This window comes from Pseudomonas sp. TH21 (genome assembly GCF_016651025.1).
GTDB classification, from domain to species: Bacteria; Pseudomonadota; Gammaproteobacteria; order Pseudomonadales; family Pseudomonadaceae; genus Aquipseudomonas; species Aquipseudomonas aylmerensis.
Window position 1 is genome coordinate 934425 of sequence record NZ_JAEKEQ010000001.1, and the last position, 21351, is coordinate 955775.

Consider the following 21351-nt stretch of genomic DNA (forward strand, 5'->3'; position numbering starts at 1 on the left):
TCGGCCTTGATGGCATTTTTTCAAAGCGCCTACGCGCTACAATATGGCTTTTGCCAACCATCGAGGTGTGCGTTTTGACTGCTCCAGGTCCTTTGAATTCCACTGCAGGCTCGCTTTTTGTCGTGGCGACGCCCATTGGCAACCTGGACGACATCAGTGCCCGGGCGCTGAAAGTGTTGCGCGAGGTTAAATTGATCGCGGCCGAAGACACACGGCACTCCCAACGCTTGATGCAGCATTTTGGTATCAGCACGCCATTGGCCGCCTGCCACGAGCACAACGAGCGCGAGGAAGGCAGCCGTTTTATCGTGCGTTTGCTGGCCGGCGACGATGTGGCGCTGATCTCCGACGCGGGCACGCCGCTGATTTCCGACCCGGGCTATCACTTGGTCCGCCAGGCGCGGGCCGCTGGTATCAATGTAGTGCCTGTTCCGGGAGCGTGCGCGCTGATCGCTGCATTATCCGCGGCGGGGTTGCCGTCGGACCGCTTTATTTTCGAGGGTTTCCTGCCCGCCAAGGCGGTGGGGCGGCGTGCGCGTCTTCAGGCCTTGAAGGAAGAGCCGCGCACCCTGATCTTCTACGAAGCCCCTCATCGGATTCTCGAATGCCTGCAGGACATGGAGCTGGTGTTCGGCGGCGAGCGCCTGGCGCTGCTCGCCCGTGAGCTGACCAAGACCTTCGAAACCCTCAAGGGGCTGCCGCTTGAAGAGCTGCGCGCCTTTGTCGAGGATGACAGTAACCAGCAGCGCGGCGAGTGCGTGGTGCTGGTGGCAGGCTGGACTGCGCCGGAAGCGGACGACGCCGTGGGCAGTGAGGCGATGCGCATCCTCGATTTGTTGCTCAAGGAAATGCCACTCAAGCGCGCGGCAGCCCTGGCGGCGGAAATTACCGGGGTGCGCAAGAACCTGTTGTATCAAGTTGCGCTGGATAAACAGAAAACCGAATAGTTCCGCAGCTAATCCTGTATTCCGTCTGAACGTGATGGCAATGCTGCACTTTAATACTTGTCCTCAAGCCGCCGTGCCGTTAACCTGCGCGGCGGAGAGTCGATTGGACAGTCGCTGCCCTCTATGAAAATTAGGGGGGGGAGGAAAGTCCGGGCTCCATAGGGCGAAGTGCCAGGTAATGCCTGGGAGGCGTGAGCCTACGGAAAGTGCCACAGAAAATAACCGCCTAAGCACTTCGGTGCCGGTAAGGGTGAAAAGGTGCGGTAAGAGCGCACCGCACGTCTGGCAACAGTTCGTGGCTAGGTAAACCCCACTTGGAGCAAGACCAAATAGGGTCCCAAGGCGTGGCCCGCGCTGGGACCGGGTAGGTTGCTAAAGATGTCCAGTGATGGCCATCGTAGACGAATGACTGTTCAAGACAGAACCCGGCTTACAGATCGACTCTCCACCTTTTTCCTTTTGTCCGAATCTCGGGCAGAAACCCGGTAATAACGCAAGAATCCCTCCCTGCCGAATCATTGGCAGATGCATCTTCGTAATACCAAAAAAATCTTACTCTTAATAAATCACTTTAACTTTAAGCCATAGCTCTTTGAGCTAACTGCGCTTGCTGGGCCCAAAACATCGCCGAACTCTGGTTTCTCCTCCTTTTACGCTCCTAAATCTCCGTTCTGTAAGGCTTTTCCTTGAATCCGCGCCTTGACGGTGTGGTAGGCGCATTCCTATAGTGTGCGCAAGTGGCGGAAAGTGGCACAAAGTGGGTTTTTTGAACGTAAAACGCTAAAATTTGGAGAAACGCATCTGTGTTTCGCGGAGCTAACGCTATCAGTCTCGATGCAAAAGGCCGTCTCGCCATGCCGAGCCGGTATCGTGACGAGCTCATTTCGCGAAGTTCCGGACAGTTAATCATCACCATCGATGCCGTTGACCCTTGTTTGTGCGTTTACCCCCTCGATGAGTGGGAGTTGATTGAAACCAAGTTGCGCGCCCTGCCTTCATTGCGTGAAGAAAACCGCCGTCTGCAGCGATTGCTGATTGGTAATGCCGTCGACCTCGAACTCGATGGCAGCGGTCGTTTCCTGGTGCCCCCGCGTTTGCGCGAGTACGCCAAGCTCGATAAGCGCGCAATGCTGGTCGGCCAACTGAACAAGTTCCAATTGTGGGACGAAGATGCCTGGGATGCTGTTTCTGCAGCTGACCTGGCTGCTATTCAACAACCGGGCGCGATGCCTGATGAACTGCGTGATTTGATCCTGTGACTATTGATAGCGGCTTTAACCACATCACCGTACTGCTTGACGAAGCCGTTGAGGCTCTCGCCGTACGCGCGGATGGCTGCTATCTGGATGGCACCTTCGGCAGGGGCGGGCATAGCCGCTTGATACTCAGCCAGCTCGGATCCGACGGTAAGCTCCTCGGGTTCGACAAAGACCCTCAAGCGATTGCCACCGGGCAAGCGCTAGCGGCCGAAGACGGCCGCTTTGTCGTTGTGCAGCGCAGCTTTGCCGAGCTGGGTGCCGAAGTGGCCGAGCGCGGCATGGCGGGCAAGGTGGCCGGGGTTTTGCTCGACCTGGGCGTGTCCTCGCCACAGCTTGACGACCCGGAGCGCGGTTTCAGTTTCATGAACGACGGTCCGCTCGACATGCGCATGGACCCCACCCGGGGTGTCAGTGCCGCACAGTTCATCGCCACCGCACCGGTGGAAGAAATCGCCCGTGTGTTCAAGGAATACGGTGAAGAACGCTTCGCCGGTCGCATGGCCCGTGCCGTGGTCGAGCGCCGTGAAATCCAGCCGTTCGAGCGCACTGCCGATCTGGCCGAGGTGCTGAAAGTCGCCAACCCCGCGTGGGAAAAGGGCAAGAACCCGGCAACTCGCGCGTTCCAGGGCCTGCGCATTCACGTCAACAACGAATTGGGCGACCTGGAGGCTGGCCTCGAGGCGGCCCTCGAGGCGCTGGAAGTGGGCGGTCGCCTGGTGGTGATCAGCTTCCACTCCCTGGAAGACCGCATCGTCAAACTGTTCATGCGTCGCCTGGTCAAGGGCGAGTCCGATAACCTGCCGCGCAACCTGCCGGTGCGTTTCGAAGCCTTTGTGCCGAAAATCAAAATCCATGGCAAAGCGCAGTTCGCTTCCGAAGCCGAACTCAAGGCCAACCCGCGTGCCCGCAGTGCCGTCATGCGTGTTGCGGAGAAGTTGCGGTGAGCAAGCTTTTCGCCAAGCCCCTCCCGGGCGGCAGCTTCTTTATGTTGCTGCTGTTTGTCGGCGTGCTGGTGTCCGCGATTGCGGTGTCTTACAGCGCCCACTGGAACCGCCAGTTGCTCAACACCCTCTACGGGGAGTTGAGCGTGCGCGATAAGGCCCAGGCGGAATGGGGTCGGTTGATCCTGGAACAAAGCACCTGGACCGCCCACAGCCGTATCGAAGTGCTGGCCACCGAACAGCTGAAGATGCACATCCCGGGCGCGGCTGAAGTTCGGATGGTGGCGCCATGATGAAACTCGAAGGCGCACTCTACCCTTGGCGCTTCCGCCTGGTGCTCGGCTTGCTGGCACTGATGGTGGGGGCGATCGCCTGGCGGATCATCGACCTGCAAGTGGTCGACCGCGACTTCCTGATCGGCCAGGGCGATGCCCGCAGCCTGCGTCATATTCCTATTCCTGCACACCGCGGCCTGATCACCGATCGTAACGGCGAACCCCTGGCCGTCAGTACGCCGGTGACGACCCTGTGGGCCAACGCCAAAGAGCTGCAGGTGGCCAAGGACCGCTGGCCGGCACTCGCCGCCGCCCTCGGCCAGGACCCGAAAGCCTTGGCTGAGCGCCTGGAAGCCCAGGCCAACAAAGAATTCATCTACTTGGTTCGCGGCCTGACTCCCGAGCAGGGCCAGCAGGTGCTCGACCTTAAAGTCCCCGGTGTGTATGGCATCGAGGAATTCCGTCGTTTCTACCCGGCCGGTGAAACCACCGCGCATATGGTGGGCTTCACCGATATCGATGACCACGGCCGCGAAGGCGTGGAGCTGGCCTACGATGAATGGCTGGCCGGGGTTCCCGGCAAACGACAAGTCATCAAGGATCGGCGCGGCAGACTGATCAAGGATGTCCAGGTCACCAAAAACGCCAAGGCCGGTAAGCCCTTGGCGTTGTCCATTGACCTGCGCCTGCAATACCTGGCCAACCGCGAGCTGCGTAACGCGATCATCGAGAACGGCGCCAAGGCCGGCAGCCTGGTGATCATGGACGTGAAGACCGGCGAGATCCTGGCCATGGTCAACCAGCCGACCTACAACCCGAACAACCGTCGCAACCTGCAACCGGCGATGATGCGTAACCGCGCCATGATCGACGTGTTCGAGCCGGGTTCGACCATGAAAGCCATCTCCATGAGTGCTGCCCTGGAAACCGGGCGCTGGAAACCCAGCGACAAGGTCGAGGTGTATCCGGGTACCTTGCAGTTGGGCAAATACACCATTCGTGACGTATCCCGTACCGAAGGTCCGGTGCTGGATTTGACAGGTATCCTGATCAACTCCAGTAACGTGGGCATGAGTAAGGTCGCCTTCGATATCGGCGGCGAGACCATCTACCACCTGGCACAGAAAATCGGCCTCGGCCAGCCGACCGGCCTGGACTTCCCAGGCGAGCGCGTCGGCAACCTGCCCAACTACCGCGACTGGAAAAAGGCCGAGACGGCCACGCTTTCCTATGGCTACGGCCTGTCGGTGACGGCGATTCAATTGGCGCACGCTTTCTCTGTATTGGCCAACAACGGCCGCATGGTTCCGTTGAGCCTGATCCATGTCGACGAGGCACCGAAAGCCACCCAGGTGATCCCGGAAAACGTCGCCAAGACCATGCAAGGCATGCTGCAACAAGTGATCGAAGCACCCCGCGGTGTGTTCCGTGCGCAGGTGCCGGCGTATCACGTGGCCGGCAAGTCGGGTACTGCGCGTAAGACCTCGGTGGGTACCAAGGGCTACGCCGAAAACTCCTACCGTTCGTTGTTCGCAGGCTTCGGCCCGATGAGCGATCCACGCTACGCCATCGTCGTGGTCATCGATGAACCGAGCAAAGCCGGTTACTTCGGTGGCCTGGTCTCGGCACCGGTGTTCAGCAAAGTGATGTCCGGCACCCTGCGCCTGATGAACATCACGCCGGACAATCTGCCGCCGACCCAACAAGCGAACGCCGGACCACCGGCCGCTGCTGCAAAAGCCAATGGAGGGCGCGGCTGATGTCTCTTAGCCTGAACAAGATTTTTGCCCATGCCGGTCGCGATCTGTTGATCCGCGAGCTGAGCCTGGACAGCCGTAATGTGCGCGCCGGTGACCTGTTCCTGGCGGTGCCTGGCGGCAAGTACGATGGTCGTGCGCATATCGCCGATGCCCTGCAGCGCGGTGCGGCTGCCGTGGCCTATGAAGTCGAAGGCGCCACCGTGCTGCCGATCACTGACGTGCCGTTGATTCCGGTCAAAGGCCTGGCTGCGCAGCTGTCGGACATTGCAGGGCGCTTTTATGGTGACCCGAGCCGTCACTTGAACCTGGTCGGCGTGACCGGCACCAATGGCAAGACCAGCGTGACCCAGCTTGTCGCGCAAGCGCTGGACCTGTTGGGCCAGCATTGCGGCATCGTCGGCACGTTGGGCACCGGTTTCTACGGCGCGCTGCAAAGCGGCCTGCACACCACGCCGAACCCGATTGCCGTGCAGGCGACCCTGGCCGACCTGAAGAAGGCCGGCGCCAAGGCGGTTGCCATGGAGGTTTCGTCCCATGGGCTGCACCAGGGGCGTGTTGCCGCGTTGGCCTTCGATGTGGCGGTGATGACCAACCTGTCCCGCGATCACTTGGACTACCACGGCACCATGCAAGCCTACGCCGCCGAGAAGGCCAAGCTGTTTGCCTGGAATGACCTTAAGTGCCGGGTAGTGAACCTGGACGACGAATTCGGTCGGCAGCTGGCGGCTGAAGACCGTGAGTCGCGCCTGATCAGCTACAGCCTGGAAGATGCCAGCGCCTACCTGTATTGCCGCGACGCCCAGTTCAATGACGAAGGCGTGCGCGCCACGCTGGTGACGCCACAAGGCGAACACCATCTGCGCAGCAGCCTGCTCGGTCGGTTCAACTTGAGTAACGTTCTCGCCGCCGTCGGCGCGTTGCTCGGCCTGGATTACGCGCTGGACGAAATCCTGCGCGTGCTGCCGAAGCTGGAAGGTCCGGTCGGCCGCATGCAGCGCCTGGGTGGGGGCAAGCAGCCGTTGGTGGTGGTCGACTACGCGCACACGCCGGATGCCCTGGAAAAAGTCCTGGTGGCCCTGCGTCCGCACGCCAAGGGCAAATTGCTCTGCCTGTTCGGCTGTGGCGGTGATCGCGATCGCGGCAAGCGTCCGTTGATGGCCGAGATCGTCGAGCGCCTGGCCGATGGCGTGCTGGTCACCGACGACAACCCGCGCAGCGAAGACCCGAGCCAGATTTTCGACGATATCCGCGTTGGTTTCAAAGATCCGTCCAAGGCCGCTTTCGTTGCCGGTCGCGGTGCAGCCATTGCCCAATTGATCGCCAGCGCCAGTGCTGATGACGTGGTGGTGCTGGCCGGTAAAGGTCACGAGGACTACCAGGAAATCAACGGCGAACGCCATGCCTTCTCCGATCTGGTCGAGGCTGATCACGCCTTGACGGCCTGGGAGGTCGCCCATGCTTAAGGCGATGAAATTCAGCGAACTGACCCAGGCCTTGTCGGCCCGTGTACTGTCGAGCGATTGCAACTTCGACGGCGTCAGTATCGACAGCCGCAACATCAAGCCGGGGCAACTGTTTGTCGCCTTGGCCGGCCCGCGTTTCGACGGCCACGACTACCTGAATGACGTCGCCGCCAAAGGCGCCGTGGGTGCCTTGGTGCAGCGCGAAGTGGCGGACTCGACACTCCCGCAATTGCTGGTTGCCGATACGCGCCTGGCCTTGGGTCAATTGGGCGCGCTGAACCGTGCCGCATTTACCCAGCCTGTGGCGGCCGTCACCGGCTCCAGCGGCAAGACCACGGTCAAGGAGCTGCTCGCCGGCATCCTGCGCACGCGCGGACCGGTGCTCGCCACCCGTGGCAACCTCAACAATGATTTTGGCGCACCGCTGACCCTGCTCGAACTGGCCCCGGAACACACTGCGGCGGTGATCGAACTGGGCGCATCTCGCGTCGGCGAAATCGCCTACACCGTGGCGCTGACCAAGCCCCACGTGGCAATCATCAGCAACGCCGGTACCGCCCATGTCGGCGAGTTCGGCGGCCCGGAAAAAATCGTCGAAGCCAAGGGTGAAATCCTCGAAGGCCTCGATGCCTCCGGGACGGCGGTATTGAACCTGGACGACAAGGCCTTCGACACCTGGCGTGTACGCGCCGCCGGTCGCAAGGTCCTGACGTTTTCCGTGCTCAACGCCGCGGCTGATTTCCACGCCTCCAACATCAGCGTCGATGCCCGTGGTTGCCCGTCCTTCACCTTGCATACCCCGCAAGGCAGCGAGCACGTGCAACTGAATCTGCTCGGCAACCATAACGTCGCCAACGCCTTGGCGGCTGCCGCTGCAGCATCCGCCCTGGGCGTGTCGCTGTTCGGTATCGCCACCGGGCTGGGTGCCGTGCAGCCGGTCAAGGGCCGCACTGTCGCGCAGCTGGCAACCAATGGCATGCGCGTGATTGATGACACCTACAACGCCAACCCGTCCTCCATCAATGCCGCTGTCGACCTGCTCAAAGGCTTTGCCGGGCGCAAGGTGCTGGTGCTGGGCGATATCGGTGAGCTGGGCGACTGGGCGGAGCAAGGCCATCGCGAAGTCGGCGCGTATGCCGCCGGCAAAGTCGACGCCCTCTACGCCGTGGGGCCGAACATGGCCCACGCCGTCAATGCCTTCGGGCCCGGTGCGCAGCATTTCGCGACCCAGGCCGAGTTGATCCAGGCGCTGGGTGCCGCTGAACAAGACAAACACACAACCATTTTGATCAAGGGATCGCGCAGCGCGGTGATGGAAAACGTCGTCGCGGCCTTGTGTGGCTCAAGTACGGAGAAACATTAATGCTGCTGCTGCTGGCTGAGTATCTGCAACAGTTCCACAAAGGCTTCGCGGTCTTTCAGTACCTGACCCTGCGCGGGATCCTGGGTGTGCTGACTGCGCTGTCTTTGTCGCTGTTTCTGGGGCCGTGGATGATCCGCACCCTGCAGAACCTGCAAATTGGTCAATCGGTTCGCAATGACGGCCCGCAGTCGCACCTGTCCAAATCCGGCACCCCGACCATGGGCGGTGCGTTGATCCTGTCGTCCATCGGTATCAGCACCTTGCTGTGGGCCGACCTGCACAACCGCTACGTGTGGGTAGTGCTGCTGGTGACTCTGCTGTTCGGCGCCATCGGCTGGGTGGACGACTACCGCAAAGTCATCGAGAAAAACTCCAAGGGGCTGCCTAGCCGCTGGAAGTATTTCTGGCAGTCGGTGTTCGGTCTTGCCGCAGCGATCTTCCTCTACACCACGGCGCCAAGCGCAGTCGAAACCACCTTGATCATCCCGATGCTCAAGGACGCCAGCATTCCACTGGGCATCGGCTTCGTGGTGCTGACCTATTTCGTGATCGTCGGCTCCAGCAACGCGGTCAACCTCACCGACGGCCTCGACGGCCTGGCGATCATGCCAACGGTGATGGTCGGCGGCGCACTCGGCATCTTCTGCTACCTGTCGGGCAACGTGAAATTCGCCGAATACCTGCTGATCCCGTACGTACCGGGCGCGGGTGAGCTGATCGTGTTCTGCGGCGCACTGATCGGTGCGGGCCTGGGGTTCCTGTGGTTCAACACCTACCCCGCACAAGTCTTCATGGGCGACGTCGGCGCACTGGCGCTGGGCGCGGCCCTGGGCACCATCGCGGTGATCGTTCGCCAGGAAATCGTGCTGTTCATCATGGGCGGTGTGTTCGTGATGGAAACCCTGTCGGTGGTCATCCAGGTGGCCTCCTTCAAATTGACCGGGCGCCGCGTGTTCCGCATGGCGCCGATTCACCACCACTTTGAACTCAAGGGCTGGCCCGAGCCACGCGTGATTGTCCGCTTCTGGATCATCACCGTGATTCTGGTACTGGTCGGCCTTGCCACCCTGAAACTGAGGTAGAAACGAGTGTCCCTGATCGCTTCAGACCACTTCCGCATCGTTGTCGGCCTCGGCAAGAGCGGCATGTCCCTGGTTCGCTTCCTGGCGAACCGGGGCACGTCGTTTGCCGTGGCCGATACGCGGGAAAATCCACCGGAGCTGGTCACGCTGCGCCGTGACTACCCGCACGTGGAAGTGCGTTGTGGCGAGCTGGATGTCGAGTTTCTGTGCCGCGCCGATGAGCTCTACGTGAGCCCTGGCCTGGCCCTGGCGACACCGGCCCTGCAAGCTGCAGCGGCGCGTGGCGTGAAGCTGTCCGGCGATATCGACCTGTTCGCGCGTAACGCGAAGGCGCCGATCGTGGCCATCAGCGGTTCCAACGCCAAGAGCACCGTGACCACCCTGGTCGGCGAGATGGCGGCTGCGGCCGGCAAGCGCGTCGCCGTCGGTGGCAACCTCGGCACCCCGGCACTCGATTTGCTCAGCGACGACGTCGAGCTGTACGTGATGGAACTGTCGAGCTTCCAGCTGGAAACCACCCACGACCTCGGCGCCGAAGTGGCCACCGTGCTGAACGTGAGTGAAGACCACATGGACCGCTACAGCGGGCTGCCGGCCTATCACCTGGCCAAGCACCGGATCTTCCGCGGCGCCCGGCAAGTGGTGGTTAATCGCCAGGATGCCCTGAGCCGTCCGCTGATGGGCGAGGGCCTACCCTGCTGGACCTTCGGCCTGAGCAAACCTGATTTCAAGGCATTCGGCATTCGTGAAGAGAACGGCGAGAAATACCTCGCCTTCGAATTCCAGAATCTGATGCCGGTGCGCGAGCTGAAAATCCGTGGCGCGCATAACCAATCCAACGCCCTCGCGGCATTGGCGCTCGGGCATGCCGTCGGCTTGCCATTCGACGCGATGCTGGCGAGCCTGCGCAGCTTTGGCGGTCTCGAGCATCGCTGCCAATGGGTACGCGATCTGGATGGCGTCAGCTACTACAACGATTCCAAGGCCACCAACGTCGGTGCGGCCCTGGCAGCCATCGAAGGCCTCGGCGCCGATATCGAAGGCAAGCTGGTGCTGATTGCCGGTGGCGACGGCAAGGGCGCCGACTTCAAGGACCTCAAAGGCCCGGTGGCCGAGCATTGCCGCGCCGTGGTGCTGATGGGCCGCGATGCCGACCTGATCGCCGCTGCCCTGGGCGATGCCGTGCCGCAAGTGCGCGCGACCTCGCTGGACGACGCCATCGCCCACTGCAAGGCCCTGGCCCAGCCGGGTGACGCCGTGTTGCTGTCGCCGGCGTGCGCCAGTTTCGACATGTTCAAGAACTACGAAGAGCGCGGCCTGCTGTTCGCTCGCGCCGTGGAGGCCTTGGCATGAATTTGCGCAATATCATCAAGCCCTATCCGTCGCCGATCATTACCGGGCGCGGTATCGACCTGGATTTCCCGATGCTCGCCGGTTGCCTGGCGCTGCTCGGCCTGGGCCTGGTGATGATCACTTCGGCGTCTTCCGAAGTGGCTGCCGTGCAGTCGGGCAACACCCTGTACATGATGATTCGTCACCTGGTGTACCTGGTGATCGGCCTCGGCGCGTGCATCGTGACCATGATGATCCCCATCGCCACCTGGCAGCGCCTGGGCTGGCTGATGCTGATCGGGGCGTTCGGCTTGCTGATCATGGTGATCCTGCCCGGCATCGGCCGCGAGGTGAACGGTTCTATGCGCTGGATCGGCTTCGGCGCCTTCAACGTGCAACCCTCGGAAATCGCCAAGGTGTTCGTGGTGATCTACCTCGCCGGCTACCTGGTGCGGCGCCAGAAAGAAGTGCGCGAAAGCTGGATGGGCTTCTTCAAGCCGTTCATCGTGCTGCTGCCAATGGCCGGCCTGTTGCTGATGGAACCCGACTTCGGGGCCACCGTGGTGATGATGGGCGCGGCGGCGGCGATGCTGTTCCTCGGCGGCGTGGGCCTGTTCCGCTTCACCCTGATGGTGCTGCTGGCCGTGGCTGCCGTGACCATCCTGGTGCAGGCGCAACCCTACCGGATGGCGCGCCTGATTACCTTTACCGACCCGTGGTCCGATCAATTCGGCTCCGGCTACCAGCTGACCCAGGCGCTGATCGCCTTCGGTCGCGGCGAGTGGCTGGGCGTGGGCCTGGGCAACAGCGTGCAGAAGCAGTTCTACCTGCCGGAAGCGCACACCGACTTCGTGTTCTCGGTACTCGCCGAAGAGCTCGGCGTGGTCGGCTCGCTGTGCACCGTCGCGCTGTTCGTGTTCGTGTGTGTACGCGGCATGTACATCGGCTTGTGGGCCGAGAAGGCCAAACAGTATTTCGCCGCTTATGTGGCGTACGGCTTGTCGTTCCTGTGGATCGGCCAGTTCCTGATCAACATCGGCGTGAACGTCGGCCTGCTGCCGACCAAGGGCCTGACCTTGCCGTTCCTCAGTTACGGCGGCAGTTCGTTGGTGATTTGCTGCGCGTGCCTGGGCCTGTTGCTGCGCATCGAGTGGGAGAGTCGAACCCACCTGGGCAGCGAAGAGATGGAATTCAGCGAAAGCGATTTTGCCGAGGAGCCATCCCATGGGCGCTAACGTGCTGATCATGGCGGGCGGCACCGGGGGCCATGTGTTCCCGGCCCTGGCCTGCGCGCGGGAGTTCCAGAACCGTGGCTACACCGTGCACTGGCTGGGAACACCGCGCGGTATCGAAAACGAACTGGTACCGAATGCCGGCTTGCCGCTGCACTTGATCAACGTCACCGGGCTGCGTGGCAAGGGCAAGCTGTCCCTGCTCAAGGCGCCGTTCGTGTTGCTCAAGGCGGTGTGGCAGGCGCGCAAGGTCATTCGCGAATTGAAGCCGATGTGTGTGCTCGGTTTTGGCGGTTATGTGACCGGTCCTGGTGGTGTCGCGGCGAAGCTCGCCGGTGTGCCGGTGATCGTGCATGAACAGAACGCCGTCGCCGGTACCGCCAACCGTTTGCTGGTGCCCCTGGCGGCGCGGGTCTGCGAGGCATTCCCCGACACCTTCAGCGCCGCGGACAAGCGCCGCACCACCGGCAACCCGGTGCGCACCGAATTGTTCATGGATATCGCCCGCGAGCCCCTGGCCGGGCGCAAGGCGCACCTGCTGGTCCTGGGCGGAAGCCTGGGGGCTGAGCCGCTGAACAAATTACTGCCCGAAGCACTCGCGCAACTGCCTGTGGACCTGCGCCCGGAGATCTTCCACCAGGCCGGCAAGAACCACGATGAAGTCACCGCCACGCGCTATCGCGAGGCCGGTGTCGAGGCGAATGTGCAGCCCTTCATCAAAGACATGGCCCATGCCTATGGCTGGGCCGACCTGGTGGTCTGTCGCGCTGGTGCGCTGACCGTCAGTGAACTGGCCGCCGCCGGTCTGCCGTCCTTGCTGGTGCCTTTGCCCCATGCAATCGACGATCACCAGACCCGCAACGCCGAATATTTGGCCGGGGAGGGCGCTGCCTTCCTGCTGCCGCAAAGAACGACTGGCGCCGCCGATTTGGCCGCACGCCTGACCGAGGTTTTGATGCAACCGGAACGACTCAACAGCATGGCGAGCACCGCAAGCCGCCTGGCCAAACCTGACGCAACCCGCACCGTGGTCGATATCTGCCTGGAGGTGGCCCATGGTTGAGAATCAGAAAGCCATGCCACAACCCGAGATGCGTCGCATCCGTCGTATCCACTTCGTCGGTATCGGCGGCGTGGGCATGTGCGGGATTGCCGAAGTATTGCTGAACCTGGGTTACCAGGTGTCCGGCTCCGACTTGAAAGAGTCGCCGGTCACGGATCGCCTGAAGTCCTTTGGCGCGCAGATCTATATCGGTCACCGTGCCGAGAACGCCGCCGAGGCCGACGTACTGGTGGTTTCCAGCGCCGTGAACACCTCCAACCCGGAAGTGGCCACTGCCCTTGAGCGCCGTATCCCGGTGGTGCCACGCGCCGAGATGCTCGCCGAGCTGATGCGCTACCGCCACGGCATCGCCGTCGCCGGTACCCATGGCAAAACCACCACCACCAGCCTGATCGCCTCGGTGTTCGCCGCCGGTGGCCTGGACCCGACCTTCGTGATCGGTGGCCGCCTGAATGCAGCGGGTACCAATGCCCAGCTCGGTACCAGCCGCTACCTGATCGCCGAAGCCGATGAAAGCGACGCCAGCTTCCTGCACCTGCAGCCGCTGGTCGCTGTTGTCACCAACATCGACGAAGACCACATGGCCACCTACGATGGCGACTTCAACAAGTTGAAGAAAACCTTCGTCGAGTTCCTGCACAACCTGCCGTTCTACGGTCTGGCCGTGGTGTGCCTGGACGACCCGGTGGTGCGCGAAATCCTGCCCTTGGTCAAGCGTCCGACCGTGACCTACGGCTTCAGCGAAGACGCTGACGTGCGTGCGATCAATGTGCGCCAGGAAGGCATGCAGACCTTCTTCACCGTGCTGCGCCCTGACCGCGAGCCGCTGGATGTCTCGGTGAACATGCCGGGCAACCACAACGTCCTGAACTCCCTGGCGACCATCTGCATCGCCTCCGATGAAGGCGTCAGCGATGAAGCCATCGTCGAAGGCCTGTCGCGCTTTGCCGGTGTCGGCCGGCGTTTCCAGGTCTACGGCCAGTTGCCGGTAGAAGGTGGCGACGTGATGCTGGTGGACGACTACGGTCACCACCCGACCGAAGTCGCTGCCGTGATCAAGGCCGTGCGCGGCGGCTGGCCGGAGCGCCGCCTGGTGATGGTCTACCAGCCGCACCGCTACAGCCGCACCCGCGACCTGTACGACGACTTTGTAAATGTATTGGCCGATGCCAACGTGCTGCTGCTGATGGAAGTCTACCCGGCCGGTGAAGAGCCGATCCCGGGCGCCGACAGCCGCAAGCTGTGCAACAGCATCCGCCAGCGCGGCCAGTTGGACCCGATCTACATCGAGCGTGGCGTGGACCTGGCGCCGATCGTCAAGCCGCTGTTGCGCGCCGGTGACATCCTGCTGTGCCAGGGTGCCGGGGATATCGGCGGCCTTGCCCCTAAATTGCTTGCGAGCCCATTGTTCGCGGCCGTACAGGGGAAGTCGAAATGACCACCAACTACGACGCCCTGTTTTCCACCCTCGCGCCCGCCGACTTCGGCCACGTGGCGGTGCTGTTCGGCGGCAAGAGCGCCGAGCGTGAAGTCTCGCTCAAGTCCGGCAATGCCGTGCTTGAAGCCCTGCAAAGCGCCGGCGTGAATGCGTTCGGTATCGACGTGGGCGATGACTTCCTCGCGCGCCTGCAGGCCGAGAAGATCGACCGTGCGTTCATCATCCTGCACGGCCGTGGCGGCGAAGACGGCAGCATGCAGGGCCTGCTGGAGTGCGCCGGCATCCCTTACACCGGCAGCGGCATCCTTGCCTCGGCACTGGCGATGGACAAGTTGCGCACCAAGCAGGTGTGGCACAGCCTGGGTATTCCAACCCCGCGCCACAGTGTGCTGTGCAGCGAAGACGATTGTATTTCTGCGGCCAAGGAACTGGGCCTGCCTTTGATCGTCAAACCAGCCCATGAAGGCTCCAGTATCGGCATGGCCAAAGTGAACTCGGCCGCCGAATTGATCGACGCATGGAAAGCGGCAAGTACCTACGATTCGCAAGTGTTGGTGGAACAGTGGATCCAGGGTCCCGAGTACACCATCGCCACCCTGCGTGGCCAGGTATTGCCGCCTATCGCATTGGGCACGCCCCACACCTTTTACGACTACGACGCCAAGTACGTGGCTTCCGATACCCAGTACCGGATCCCCTGCGGCCTCGACGCAACCAAGGAAAAACAATTGATGGACCTCACGGCGAAAGCCTGTGAGGCGCTGGGTATCGCCGGTTGGGCGCGGGCAGATGTGATGCAGGATGAGCAAGGGAATTTCTGGTTCCTGGAAGTCAACACCGCACCGGGTATGACCGATCACAGCCTGGTACCTATGGCCGCTCGCGCAGCCGGTCTGGATTTCCAGCAGTTGGTGCTGGCGATTCTTGCCGCAAGCATTGAGCCACGAGGCTAAGGACATGAAAGGCGCATCGCTTCGTCATCAGCCCCCACAAGCACCGAGCCGCAAGCCGGTGCCCCGGGGTGCCAGCCGAATGGTGGCTAAAGAGCCGATGTCGGCGCGCCTGCCGAAAGCCAATTTTGGTTTCCTCAAGGCGCTGTTCTGGCCGGTGCTGCTGGTAGTCCTGGGCTTTGGCACTTACGAGGGCGCGCAGCGTCTATTGCCGTATGCCGATCGTCCCATCACCAAGATCAGTGTGCAGGGCGACTTGAGCTACATCAGCCAGCAAGCGGTGCAGCAGCGTATCGGGCCGTACCTGGCGGCGAGCTTCTTCACCATCGACCTGGCCGGTATGCGCTCGGAGCTGGAGCAGATGCCGTGGATCGCCCACGCCGAAGTCCGCCGTGTCTGGCCGGACCAGGTGACGATCCGCCTGGAAGAACAACTGCCGGTGGCCCGCTGGGGCGACGAGGCACTGTTGAACAACCAGGGCCAGGCGTTCACCCCGCGTGAGCTGGCCAACTACGAGCACCTGCCGCAGCTGTTCGGGCCGCAGCGGGCGCAGCAGCAAGTGATGCAGCAGTACCAGGCCCTGAGCCAGATGCTGCGGCCACTGGGCTTCTCCATTGCACGCCTGGAATTGCGTGAGCGGGGCAGCTGGTTTTTGACCACCGGGGCAGGCAGTTCCGGCCCGGGCATCCAGTTGTTGCTGGGACGCGACCGCTTGGTGGAAAAGATGCGCCGCTTCATTGCCATCTATGACAAGACCTTGAAAGAACAGATTACGAACATTGCGAGCGTCGACCTGCGTTACGCCAACGGCCTTGCCGTCGGCTGGCGTGAACCGGCTGCGCCCACGGCAGCGCAACCCGCTGTCGCGAAGAATTAAGAAGAGGCAGGACCCATGGCAAACGTGCAAAGCGGCAAAATGATCGTCGGTCTCGATATCGGCACCTCCAAGGTGGTGGCGCTGGTGGGCGAGGTCGGGGAAGACGGCACGATCGAAATCGTCGGTATTGGCACGCATCCGTCCCGGGGCCTGAAGAAGGGCGTGGTGGTGAACATTGAGTCCACCGTGCAATCGATCCAGCGCGCGATTGAAGAAGCGCAGCTGATGGCCGGTTGCCGGATCCACTCGGCGTTCGTCGGCGTAGCCGGCAATCACATCCGCAGCCTGAACTCCCACGGCATCGTGGCGATCCGCGACCGCGAAGTCAGCTCGGCTGACCTCGAGCGTGTGCTCGACGCTGCCCAGGCCGTGGCGATCCCGGCTGACCAGCGCGTCCTGCACACCCTGCCGCAGGACTACGTGATCGATAACCAGGAAGGCGTGCGCGAACCCCTGGGCATGTCGGGCGTGCGCCTGGAAGCCAAGGTCCACGTGGTGACCTGCGCCGTCAACGCCGCACAGAACATTGAAAAATGCGTGCGTCGCTGCGGCCTGGAAATCGACGACATCATTCTTGAGCAACTGGCGTCGGCCTACTCGGTACTGACCGACGACGAAAAAGAACTGGGCGTATGCCTGGTGGACATCGGCGGCGGCACCACCGACATCGCGATCTTCACCGAGGGTGCGATCCGTCACACCGCCGTGATCCCGATTGCGGGCGACCAGGTCACCAACGACATCGCCATGGCGCTGCGTACGCCGACCCAGTACGCCGAAGAAATCAAGATCCGCTACGCCTGCGCCCTGGCGAAGCTGGCCGGTGCCGGTGAGACCATCAAGGTGCCAAGCGTTGGCGACCGTCCACCGCGCGAACTGTCGCGCCAGGCCCTGGCCGAAGTGGTCGAGCCGCGCTACGACGAGCTGTTCACCCTGATCCAGGCTGAACTGCGCCGCAGCGGCTACGAAGATTTGATCCCGGCCGGCATTGTGCTGACCGGTGGCACCTCGAAGATGGAAGGCGCGGTCGAACTGGCCGAGGAAATCTTCCACATGCCGGTGCGCCTGGGCGTTCCCCATGGCGTGAAAGGCCTGGGTGACGTGGTGCGCAACCCGATTTATTCGACTGGCGTGGGCTTGCTGTTGTACGGGCTGCAGAAGCAGACCGATGGCATTTCCCTGTCGGGCCCGAGCAACCGTGACAGCTACCGCAGTGACGACGAGGCGAAAGCGCCGTTGTTCGAGCGTCTGCAGGCATGGGTCAAGGGCAACTTCTAAAGAAGCTGCGGCGAGCGCCAAGCCGCAAGCTTCAAGAGTATGGCGTTCCGAGCTTGCAGCTTATGGCTTGAAGCTTGGAACTCCTGCAGCAGTAGGCGTAGGCGAAAAAACTAGAGAAATGAAAGGAGAGGGAACATGTTCGAACTCGTAGACAACATCCCCGCAAGCCCGGTCATCAAAGTGATCGGTGTCGGCGGTGGCGGCGGCAACGCTGTCAACCATATGGTCAAGAGCAACATTGAAGGCGTTGAGTTCATCTGCGCCAACACTGATGCCCAGGCGCTGAAAAGCATCGGCGCGCGGACCATCCTGCAACTGGGCACTGCCGTGACCAAGGGCCTCGGCGCTGGCGCCAACCCGGAAGTCGGCCGTCAAGCCGCACTCGAAGACCGCGAGCGTATCGCTGAAGTGCTGCAAGGCACCAACATGGTGTTCATCACCACCGGCATGGGCGGCGGTACCGGTACCGGTGCGGCACCTATCATTGCTGAAGTGGCCAAGGAAATGGGGATCCTGACGGTTGCCGTCGTGACCCGTCCGTTCCCGTTCGAAGGCCGCAAGCGCATGCAGATCGCCGACGAAGGCATCCGTCTGCTGTCTGAAAGCGTCGACTCGTTGATCACCATCCCCAACGAGAAGCTGCTGACCATCCTGGGCAAGGACGCAAGCCTGCTGTCCGCGTTCGCCAAGGCTGACGATGTACTGGCCGGTGCCGTTCGCGGTATTTCCGACATCATCAAGCGTCCAGGCATGATCAACGTCGACTTTGCCGACGTACGTACTGTCATGAGCGAAATGGGCATGGCGATGATGGGCACTGGCTGCGCCAGCGGTCCGAACCGTGCACGCGAGGCCACCGAAGCGGCCATTCGCAACCCGTTGCTGGAAGACGTGAACCTGCAAGGCGCACGCGGCATCCTGGTGAACATCACCGCCGGTCCTGACCTGTCCCTGGGTGAGTACTCCGACGTGGGTAGCATCATCGAAGCCTTCGCTTCCGAGCACGCGATGGTCAAGGTCGGTACCGTGATCGATCCGGACATGCGCGACGAACTGCACGTGACCGTGGTTGCTACCGGTCTGGGCGCGAAAATCGAGAAGCCTGTGAAGGTCATCGACAACACGCTTCACAACAGCCAGGCCAGCCAGCAAGCTGCCGCTCCAGCACCTGCGCGTCAGGAACTGCCGTCGGTCAACTACCGTGACCTGGATCGTCCGACCGTGATGCGCAACCAGGCCCAGGCCGGTGCTGCGGCGTCTCGTAGCCCGAATCCGCAAGATGATCTGGACTACCTGGACATCCCGGCATTCCTGCGTCGTCAGGCCGATTAATGGAATGTATCAGGGCTATGAAGGTGATTGGTGTTCAGCAAAGGTCTGGTCTGCTATTATCGCCAGCCTTTGTTGATACCAGTTCGCAATTTGCGCTGAAGCGGTCCAAGCCATGATTAAACAACGCACTCTGAAGAATATTATTCGTGCCACAGGTGTAGGTCTGCACTCCGGGGAGAAGGTATACCTGACCCTCAAGCCTGCACCTGTCGACACCGGCATCGTGTTTGTGCGTGCCGACCTGGACCCTGCGGTGCAGATTCCTGCTCGCGCGGAAAACGTTGGCGAAACCACTATGTCGACCACATTGGTCAACGGTGACGTCAAAGTGGACACGGTGGAGCACTTGCTCTCGGCCATGGCTGGCCTGGGCATCGATAACGCCTACGTCGAGCTCTCCGCGTCCGAAGTCCCGATCATGGATGGCAGCGCTGGACCCTTCGTATTCTTGATTCAATCTGCCGGCCTGGAAGAACAGGACGCAGCCAAGAAGTTCATTCGCATTCTGCGGGAAGTGACAGTAGAAGACGGCGACAAGCGCGCCACCTTCGTCCCGTTCGAAGGCTTTAAAGTGAGCTTTGAGATCGATTTCGATCACCCGGTATTCCGTGACCGCACCCAAAGTGCAAGCGTGGATTTTTCCAGCACTTCGTTCGTAAAAGAAGTCAGCCGCGCCCGTACCTTTGGTTTCATGAGTGACATCGAGTACCTGCGCAAGCACAACCTCGCACTCGGCGGCAGCGTTGAAAACGCCATTGTGGTCGACGCGGATGGTGTACTGAACGAAGACGGCCTTCGCTATGAAGACGAATTCGTGAAGCACAAGATCCTCGATGCAATCGGTGACCTCTACCTGCTGGGCAATAGCCTGATAGGCGAGTTCAAAGGCTTCAAGTCGGGCCACGCCCTTAACAACCAGCTGCTGCGCAAGTTGATTGAGCAGACAGACGCTTGGGAAGTCGTGACCTTCGAAGATGCCAGCACCGCACCGATCTCTTACATGCGTCCCGTCGCGGCGGTGTAAGTAACAACTCTCTTTCTTTAGTTTTGAAAGGCTGCCTTCGGGTGGCCTTTTTTTATGCTTGATGGGTTTGCAGTGGGAGTAAGCAAGCGCCCTCATCCCAGCAAACCTGCTCCCACCCTAGATCTGTCCCGCATCCACGATCCGGTTGCGCCCGCTGTGCTTGGCCTCATACAACGCCTGGTCAGCCTTGAGCAGCAACGCCTCAAGAGTCATACGGCTGCGTTTGTCCCAGGTGCTCATGCCGATGCTCACCGTAATCGGCCGGTCGGCACCGTTCACCCGGGGCAAATGTTCGACGCTGCTGCGGATATGCTCGGCGATGACCCAGGCGCCCTTGGCATCGGTATGGGGCAGGATTACCGCGAACTCTTCGCCGCCATACCGCGCGGCAAGGTCGGCCGGGCGGCGGATGTTGTCGCCGATCACCTGGGCGACCGTGCGCAATGCCGCGTCGCCGCCGTGATGGCCATGGCGGTCATTGAAGGCCTTGAAGTGGTCCACATCAATCATCAGCAGCGTCAACGGCTCCGTCGAGCGTTGGGCGCGATCCCACTCCAGGCGCAGGCGCTGGTCGAGAATGCGACGGTTGGCCAGGCCGGTGAGCGGGTCGGTGGCTGCAAGTTCTGACAGCACCTGCTCGGCGTGATGGCGGCGGCGCAGTTCACTGCAGAGCATCCAGGTCAGCCACAGCAGGCCCATGCACAGAATGCCCGTCGCGATGCTGACCAGCCAGGCCGCGCGGCGCCAGGGAGCGAAAATCTCATCACTGGACAGCGCCACCACGACGATCAGCGGCAAGTTGCCCACAGTCGAAAAACTGTACAGCCGCGGCTGGTTATCGACGCTGGAGATGCTGCTGAAACTGCCATCGCGCTCGCGCAGCATGCGCGCCACGTTCGGGCGTTGGCTCAGGTCCTTGCCCACCATATCCAGTTCCAGCATGGGTTCCTGCGCCAGCAGGATGCCCTGGTGATTGATCAGGTTGATGGTGCTGTCACTGCCGATATTCAGGCTGCTGAACAGTTGGTGAAAGTACGACAGGCGCATGGAGGCCACTGCTACGCCGAGGAAGCGCCCGTCTGCCGACGAAACGCGCCGACTGAATGCAATGCGCCACTGGTCGTCGCACACGCAGCGGGCCAGGAACGGACGGCTGATATACAGGCCCACATCCGGGTTGTTGCGGTGTACCTGGAAATAGTCACGATCGGCGAAGTTGCCGGTCTTGGGGGTCAGCAACGAGGAGTCGGCAAGCACCTCGCCCTCGGGGTCGAGCAGCAGGATATCGCCCTTGTAGGGTGCGGCGGCGGAGCGGTCGAACAGCACCAGGTGCCGGATGCTCGCGGAAACGTCCAGCAAGTCATTGCGTTCAGTGGCGGTGATCAGGCCCTTGATGGACATGTCGTAGAGTTCGACGTTGCGCAACACATCGGCGTCGATCAGCTGTGTGATGTTGTTGGCCGTGCGTTTGGCGCTCTGCAAGGTATTGGCGTGTTCACGAATCAATAACGCGGTCACCACCGCGACGATCATCAGGACCGTGAGGGTGCTGCCCAGTATCAGCAAGCGTTCCGGGCGGCGGGTAGGGCGGGCGAGGCTTGGGCTCATCGGGCGTACTTCTGCTTCGAGGATGCCAATAGCGTAGTAGCAACTCTGGAATATGGCGCCCGGCAAAACGGTGCGAGGGGACTTGCTCGCCAATGCGATGCGACAGTAACGGCTGGGTTGGCTGCTC

At 61.8% G+C, this 21351-nt stretch carries 18 protein-coding genes and 1 other RNA gene; 18 read left to right on the top strand and 1 reads right to left on the bottom strand.

Annotated elements, in window-relative coordinates:
- The first annotated feature begins 74 nt into the window (after window positions 1–74).
- The 18 genes from rsmI to lpxC all read left to right on the top strand — a co-directional run bounded on the left by rsmI (window position 75) and on the right by lpxC (window position 19616).
- Entirely contained in the window at window positions 75–947 is an 873-nt protein-coding gene (gene rsmI, locus JFU04_RS04115) for a 16S rRNA (cytidine(1402)-2'-O)-methyltransferase (RefSeq protein WP_201143545.1), read from the top strand.
- 95 nt (window positions 948–1042) lie between these two features.
- Window positions 1043–1396, top strand: an RNA gene (gene rnpB / locus JFU04_RS04120) — RNase P RNA component class A.
- A 354-nt stretch (window positions 1397–1750) separates the two neighbouring features.
- On the top strand, window positions 1751–2206 hold the full coding sequence (gene mraZ / locus JFU04_RS04125) for a division/cell wall cluster transcriptional repressor MraZ (RefSeq protein ID WP_003171868.1): 456 nt from the start codon (window positions 1751–1753) through the stop codon (window positions 2204–2206).
- The gene (gene rsmH / locus JFU04_RS04130) at window positions 2203–3150 is read left to right on the top strand and encodes a 16S rRNA (cytosine(1402)-N(4))-methyltransferase RsmH (protein ID WP_065900808.1); all 948 of its coding nucleotides are present in this window, start codon (window positions 2203–2205) and stop codon (window positions 3148–3150) included. The genes mraZ and rsmH overlap by 4 nt, the downstream gene beginning before the upstream one ends.
- On the top strand, window positions 3147–3440 hold the full coding sequence (gene ftsL / locus JFU04_RS04135) for a cell division protein FtsL (RefSeq protein WP_003188663.1): 294 nt from the start codon (window positions 3147–3149) through the stop codon (window positions 3438–3440). Before rsmH ends, ftsL begins: the two co-directional genes overlap by 4 nt.
- Entirely contained in the window at window positions 3440–5182 is a 1743-nt protein-coding gene (locus JFU04_RS04140; protein WP_162946142.1) for a peptidoglycan D,D-transpeptidase FtsI family protein, read from the top strand. Before ftsL ends, JFU04_RS04140 begins: the two co-directional genes overlap by 1 nt.
- Window positions 5182–6645: a UDP-N-acetylmuramoyl-L-alanyl-D-glutamate--2,6-diaminopimelate ligase gene (locus tag JFU04_RS04145; protein WP_106805131.1), complete on the top strand. Its 1464-nt coding sequence runs from the start codon at window positions 5182–5184 to the stop codon at window positions 6643–6645. The genes JFU04_RS04140 and JFU04_RS04145 overlap by 1 nt, the downstream gene beginning before the upstream one ends.
- The gene (locus JFU04_RS04150; protein WP_201143546.1) at window positions 6638–8008 is read left to right on the top strand and encodes a UDP-N-acetylmuramoyl-tripeptide--D-alanyl-D-alanine ligase; all 1371 of its coding nucleotides are present in this window, start codon (window positions 6638–6640) and stop codon (window positions 8006–8008) included. Before JFU04_RS04145 ends, JFU04_RS04150 begins: the two co-directional genes overlap by 8 nt.
- A complete protein-coding gene (mraY, locus tag JFU04_RS04155; protein WP_003171875.1) occupies window positions 8008–9090 on the top strand; it encodes a phospho-N-acetylmuramoyl-pentapeptide-transferase in 1083 nt (360 codons plus the stop codon). The genes JFU04_RS04150 and mraY overlap by 1 nt, the downstream gene beginning before the upstream one ends.
- 6 nt (window positions 9091–9096) lie before the next feature.
- The gene (murD, locus tag JFU04_RS04160; RefSeq protein WP_106805129.1) at window positions 9097–10443 is read left to right on the top strand and encodes a UDP-N-acetylmuramoyl-L-alanine--D-glutamate ligase; all 1347 of its coding nucleotides are present in this window, start codon (window positions 9097–9099) and stop codon (window positions 10441–10443) included.
- Window positions 10440–11657: a putative lipid II flippase FtsW gene (ftsW, locus tag JFU04_RS04165; RefSeq protein ID WP_065900821.1), complete on the top strand. Its 1218-nt coding sequence runs from the start codon at window positions 10440–10442 to the stop codon at window positions 11655–11657. Before murD ends, ftsW begins: the two co-directional genes overlap by 4 nt.
- Window positions 11647–12717: an undecaprenyldiphospho-muramoylpentapeptide beta-N-acetylglucosaminyltransferase gene (gene murG, locus JFU04_RS04170; protein WP_201143547.1), complete on the top strand. Its 1071-nt coding sequence runs from the start codon at window positions 11647–11649 to the stop codon at window positions 12715–12717. The genes ftsW and murG overlap by 11 nt, the downstream gene beginning before the upstream one ends.
- Entirely contained in the window at window positions 12710–14155 is a 1446-nt protein-coding gene (murC, locus tag JFU04_RS04175) for a UDP-N-acetylmuramate--L-alanine ligase (protein WP_065900827.1), read from the top strand. The genes murG and murC overlap by 8 nt, the downstream gene beginning before the upstream one ends.
- Window positions 14152–15108 carry a D-alanine--D-alanine ligase gene (locus JFU04_RS04180; RefSeq protein WP_201143548.1) on the top strand — a complete coding sequence of 319 codons (957 nt, stop codon included), beginning with the start codon at window positions 14152–14154 and terminating at the stop codon, window positions 15106–15108. Before murC ends, JFU04_RS04180 begins: the two co-directional genes overlap by 4 nt.
- Window positions 15109–15112: 4 nt before the next feature.
- Entirely contained in the window at window positions 15113–15982 is an 870-nt protein-coding gene (locus JFU04_RS04185; protein WP_003171882.1) for a cell division protein FtsQ/DivIB, read from the top strand.
- A 15-nt stretch (window positions 15983–15997) separates the two neighbouring features.
- Window positions 15998–17260: a cell division protein FtsA gene (gene ftsA / locus JFU04_RS04190; RefSeq protein WP_025855584.1), complete on the top strand. Its 1263-nt coding sequence runs from the start codon at window positions 15998–16000 to the stop codon at window positions 17258–17260.
- A gap of 135 nt (window positions 17261–17395) precedes the next feature.
- Window positions 17396–18592, top strand: a complete 1197-nt coding sequence (gene ftsZ, locus JFU04_RS04195) for a cell division protein FtsZ (RefSeq protein ID WP_065900833.1) — start codon at window positions 17396–17398, stop codon at window positions 18590–18592.
- 112 nt (window positions 18593–18704) lie between these two features.
- Window positions 18705–19616: a UDP-3-O-acyl-N-acetylglucosamine deacetylase gene (lpxC, locus tag JFU04_RS04200; protein WP_065900836.1), complete on the top strand. Its 912-nt coding sequence runs from the start codon at window positions 18705–18707 to the stop codon at window positions 19614–19616.
- 117 nt (window positions 19617–19733) lie between these two features.
- On the opposite strand, the gene JFU04_RS04205 is transcribed toward lpxC, so the two are convergent.
- The gene (locus JFU04_RS04205; protein ID WP_201143549.1) at window positions 19734–21224 is read right to left on the bottom strand and encodes a diguanylate cyclase; all 1491 of its coding nucleotides are present in this window, start codon (window positions 21222–21224) and stop codon (window positions 19734–19736) included.
- Window positions 21225–21351: the final 127 nt, after the last annotated feature.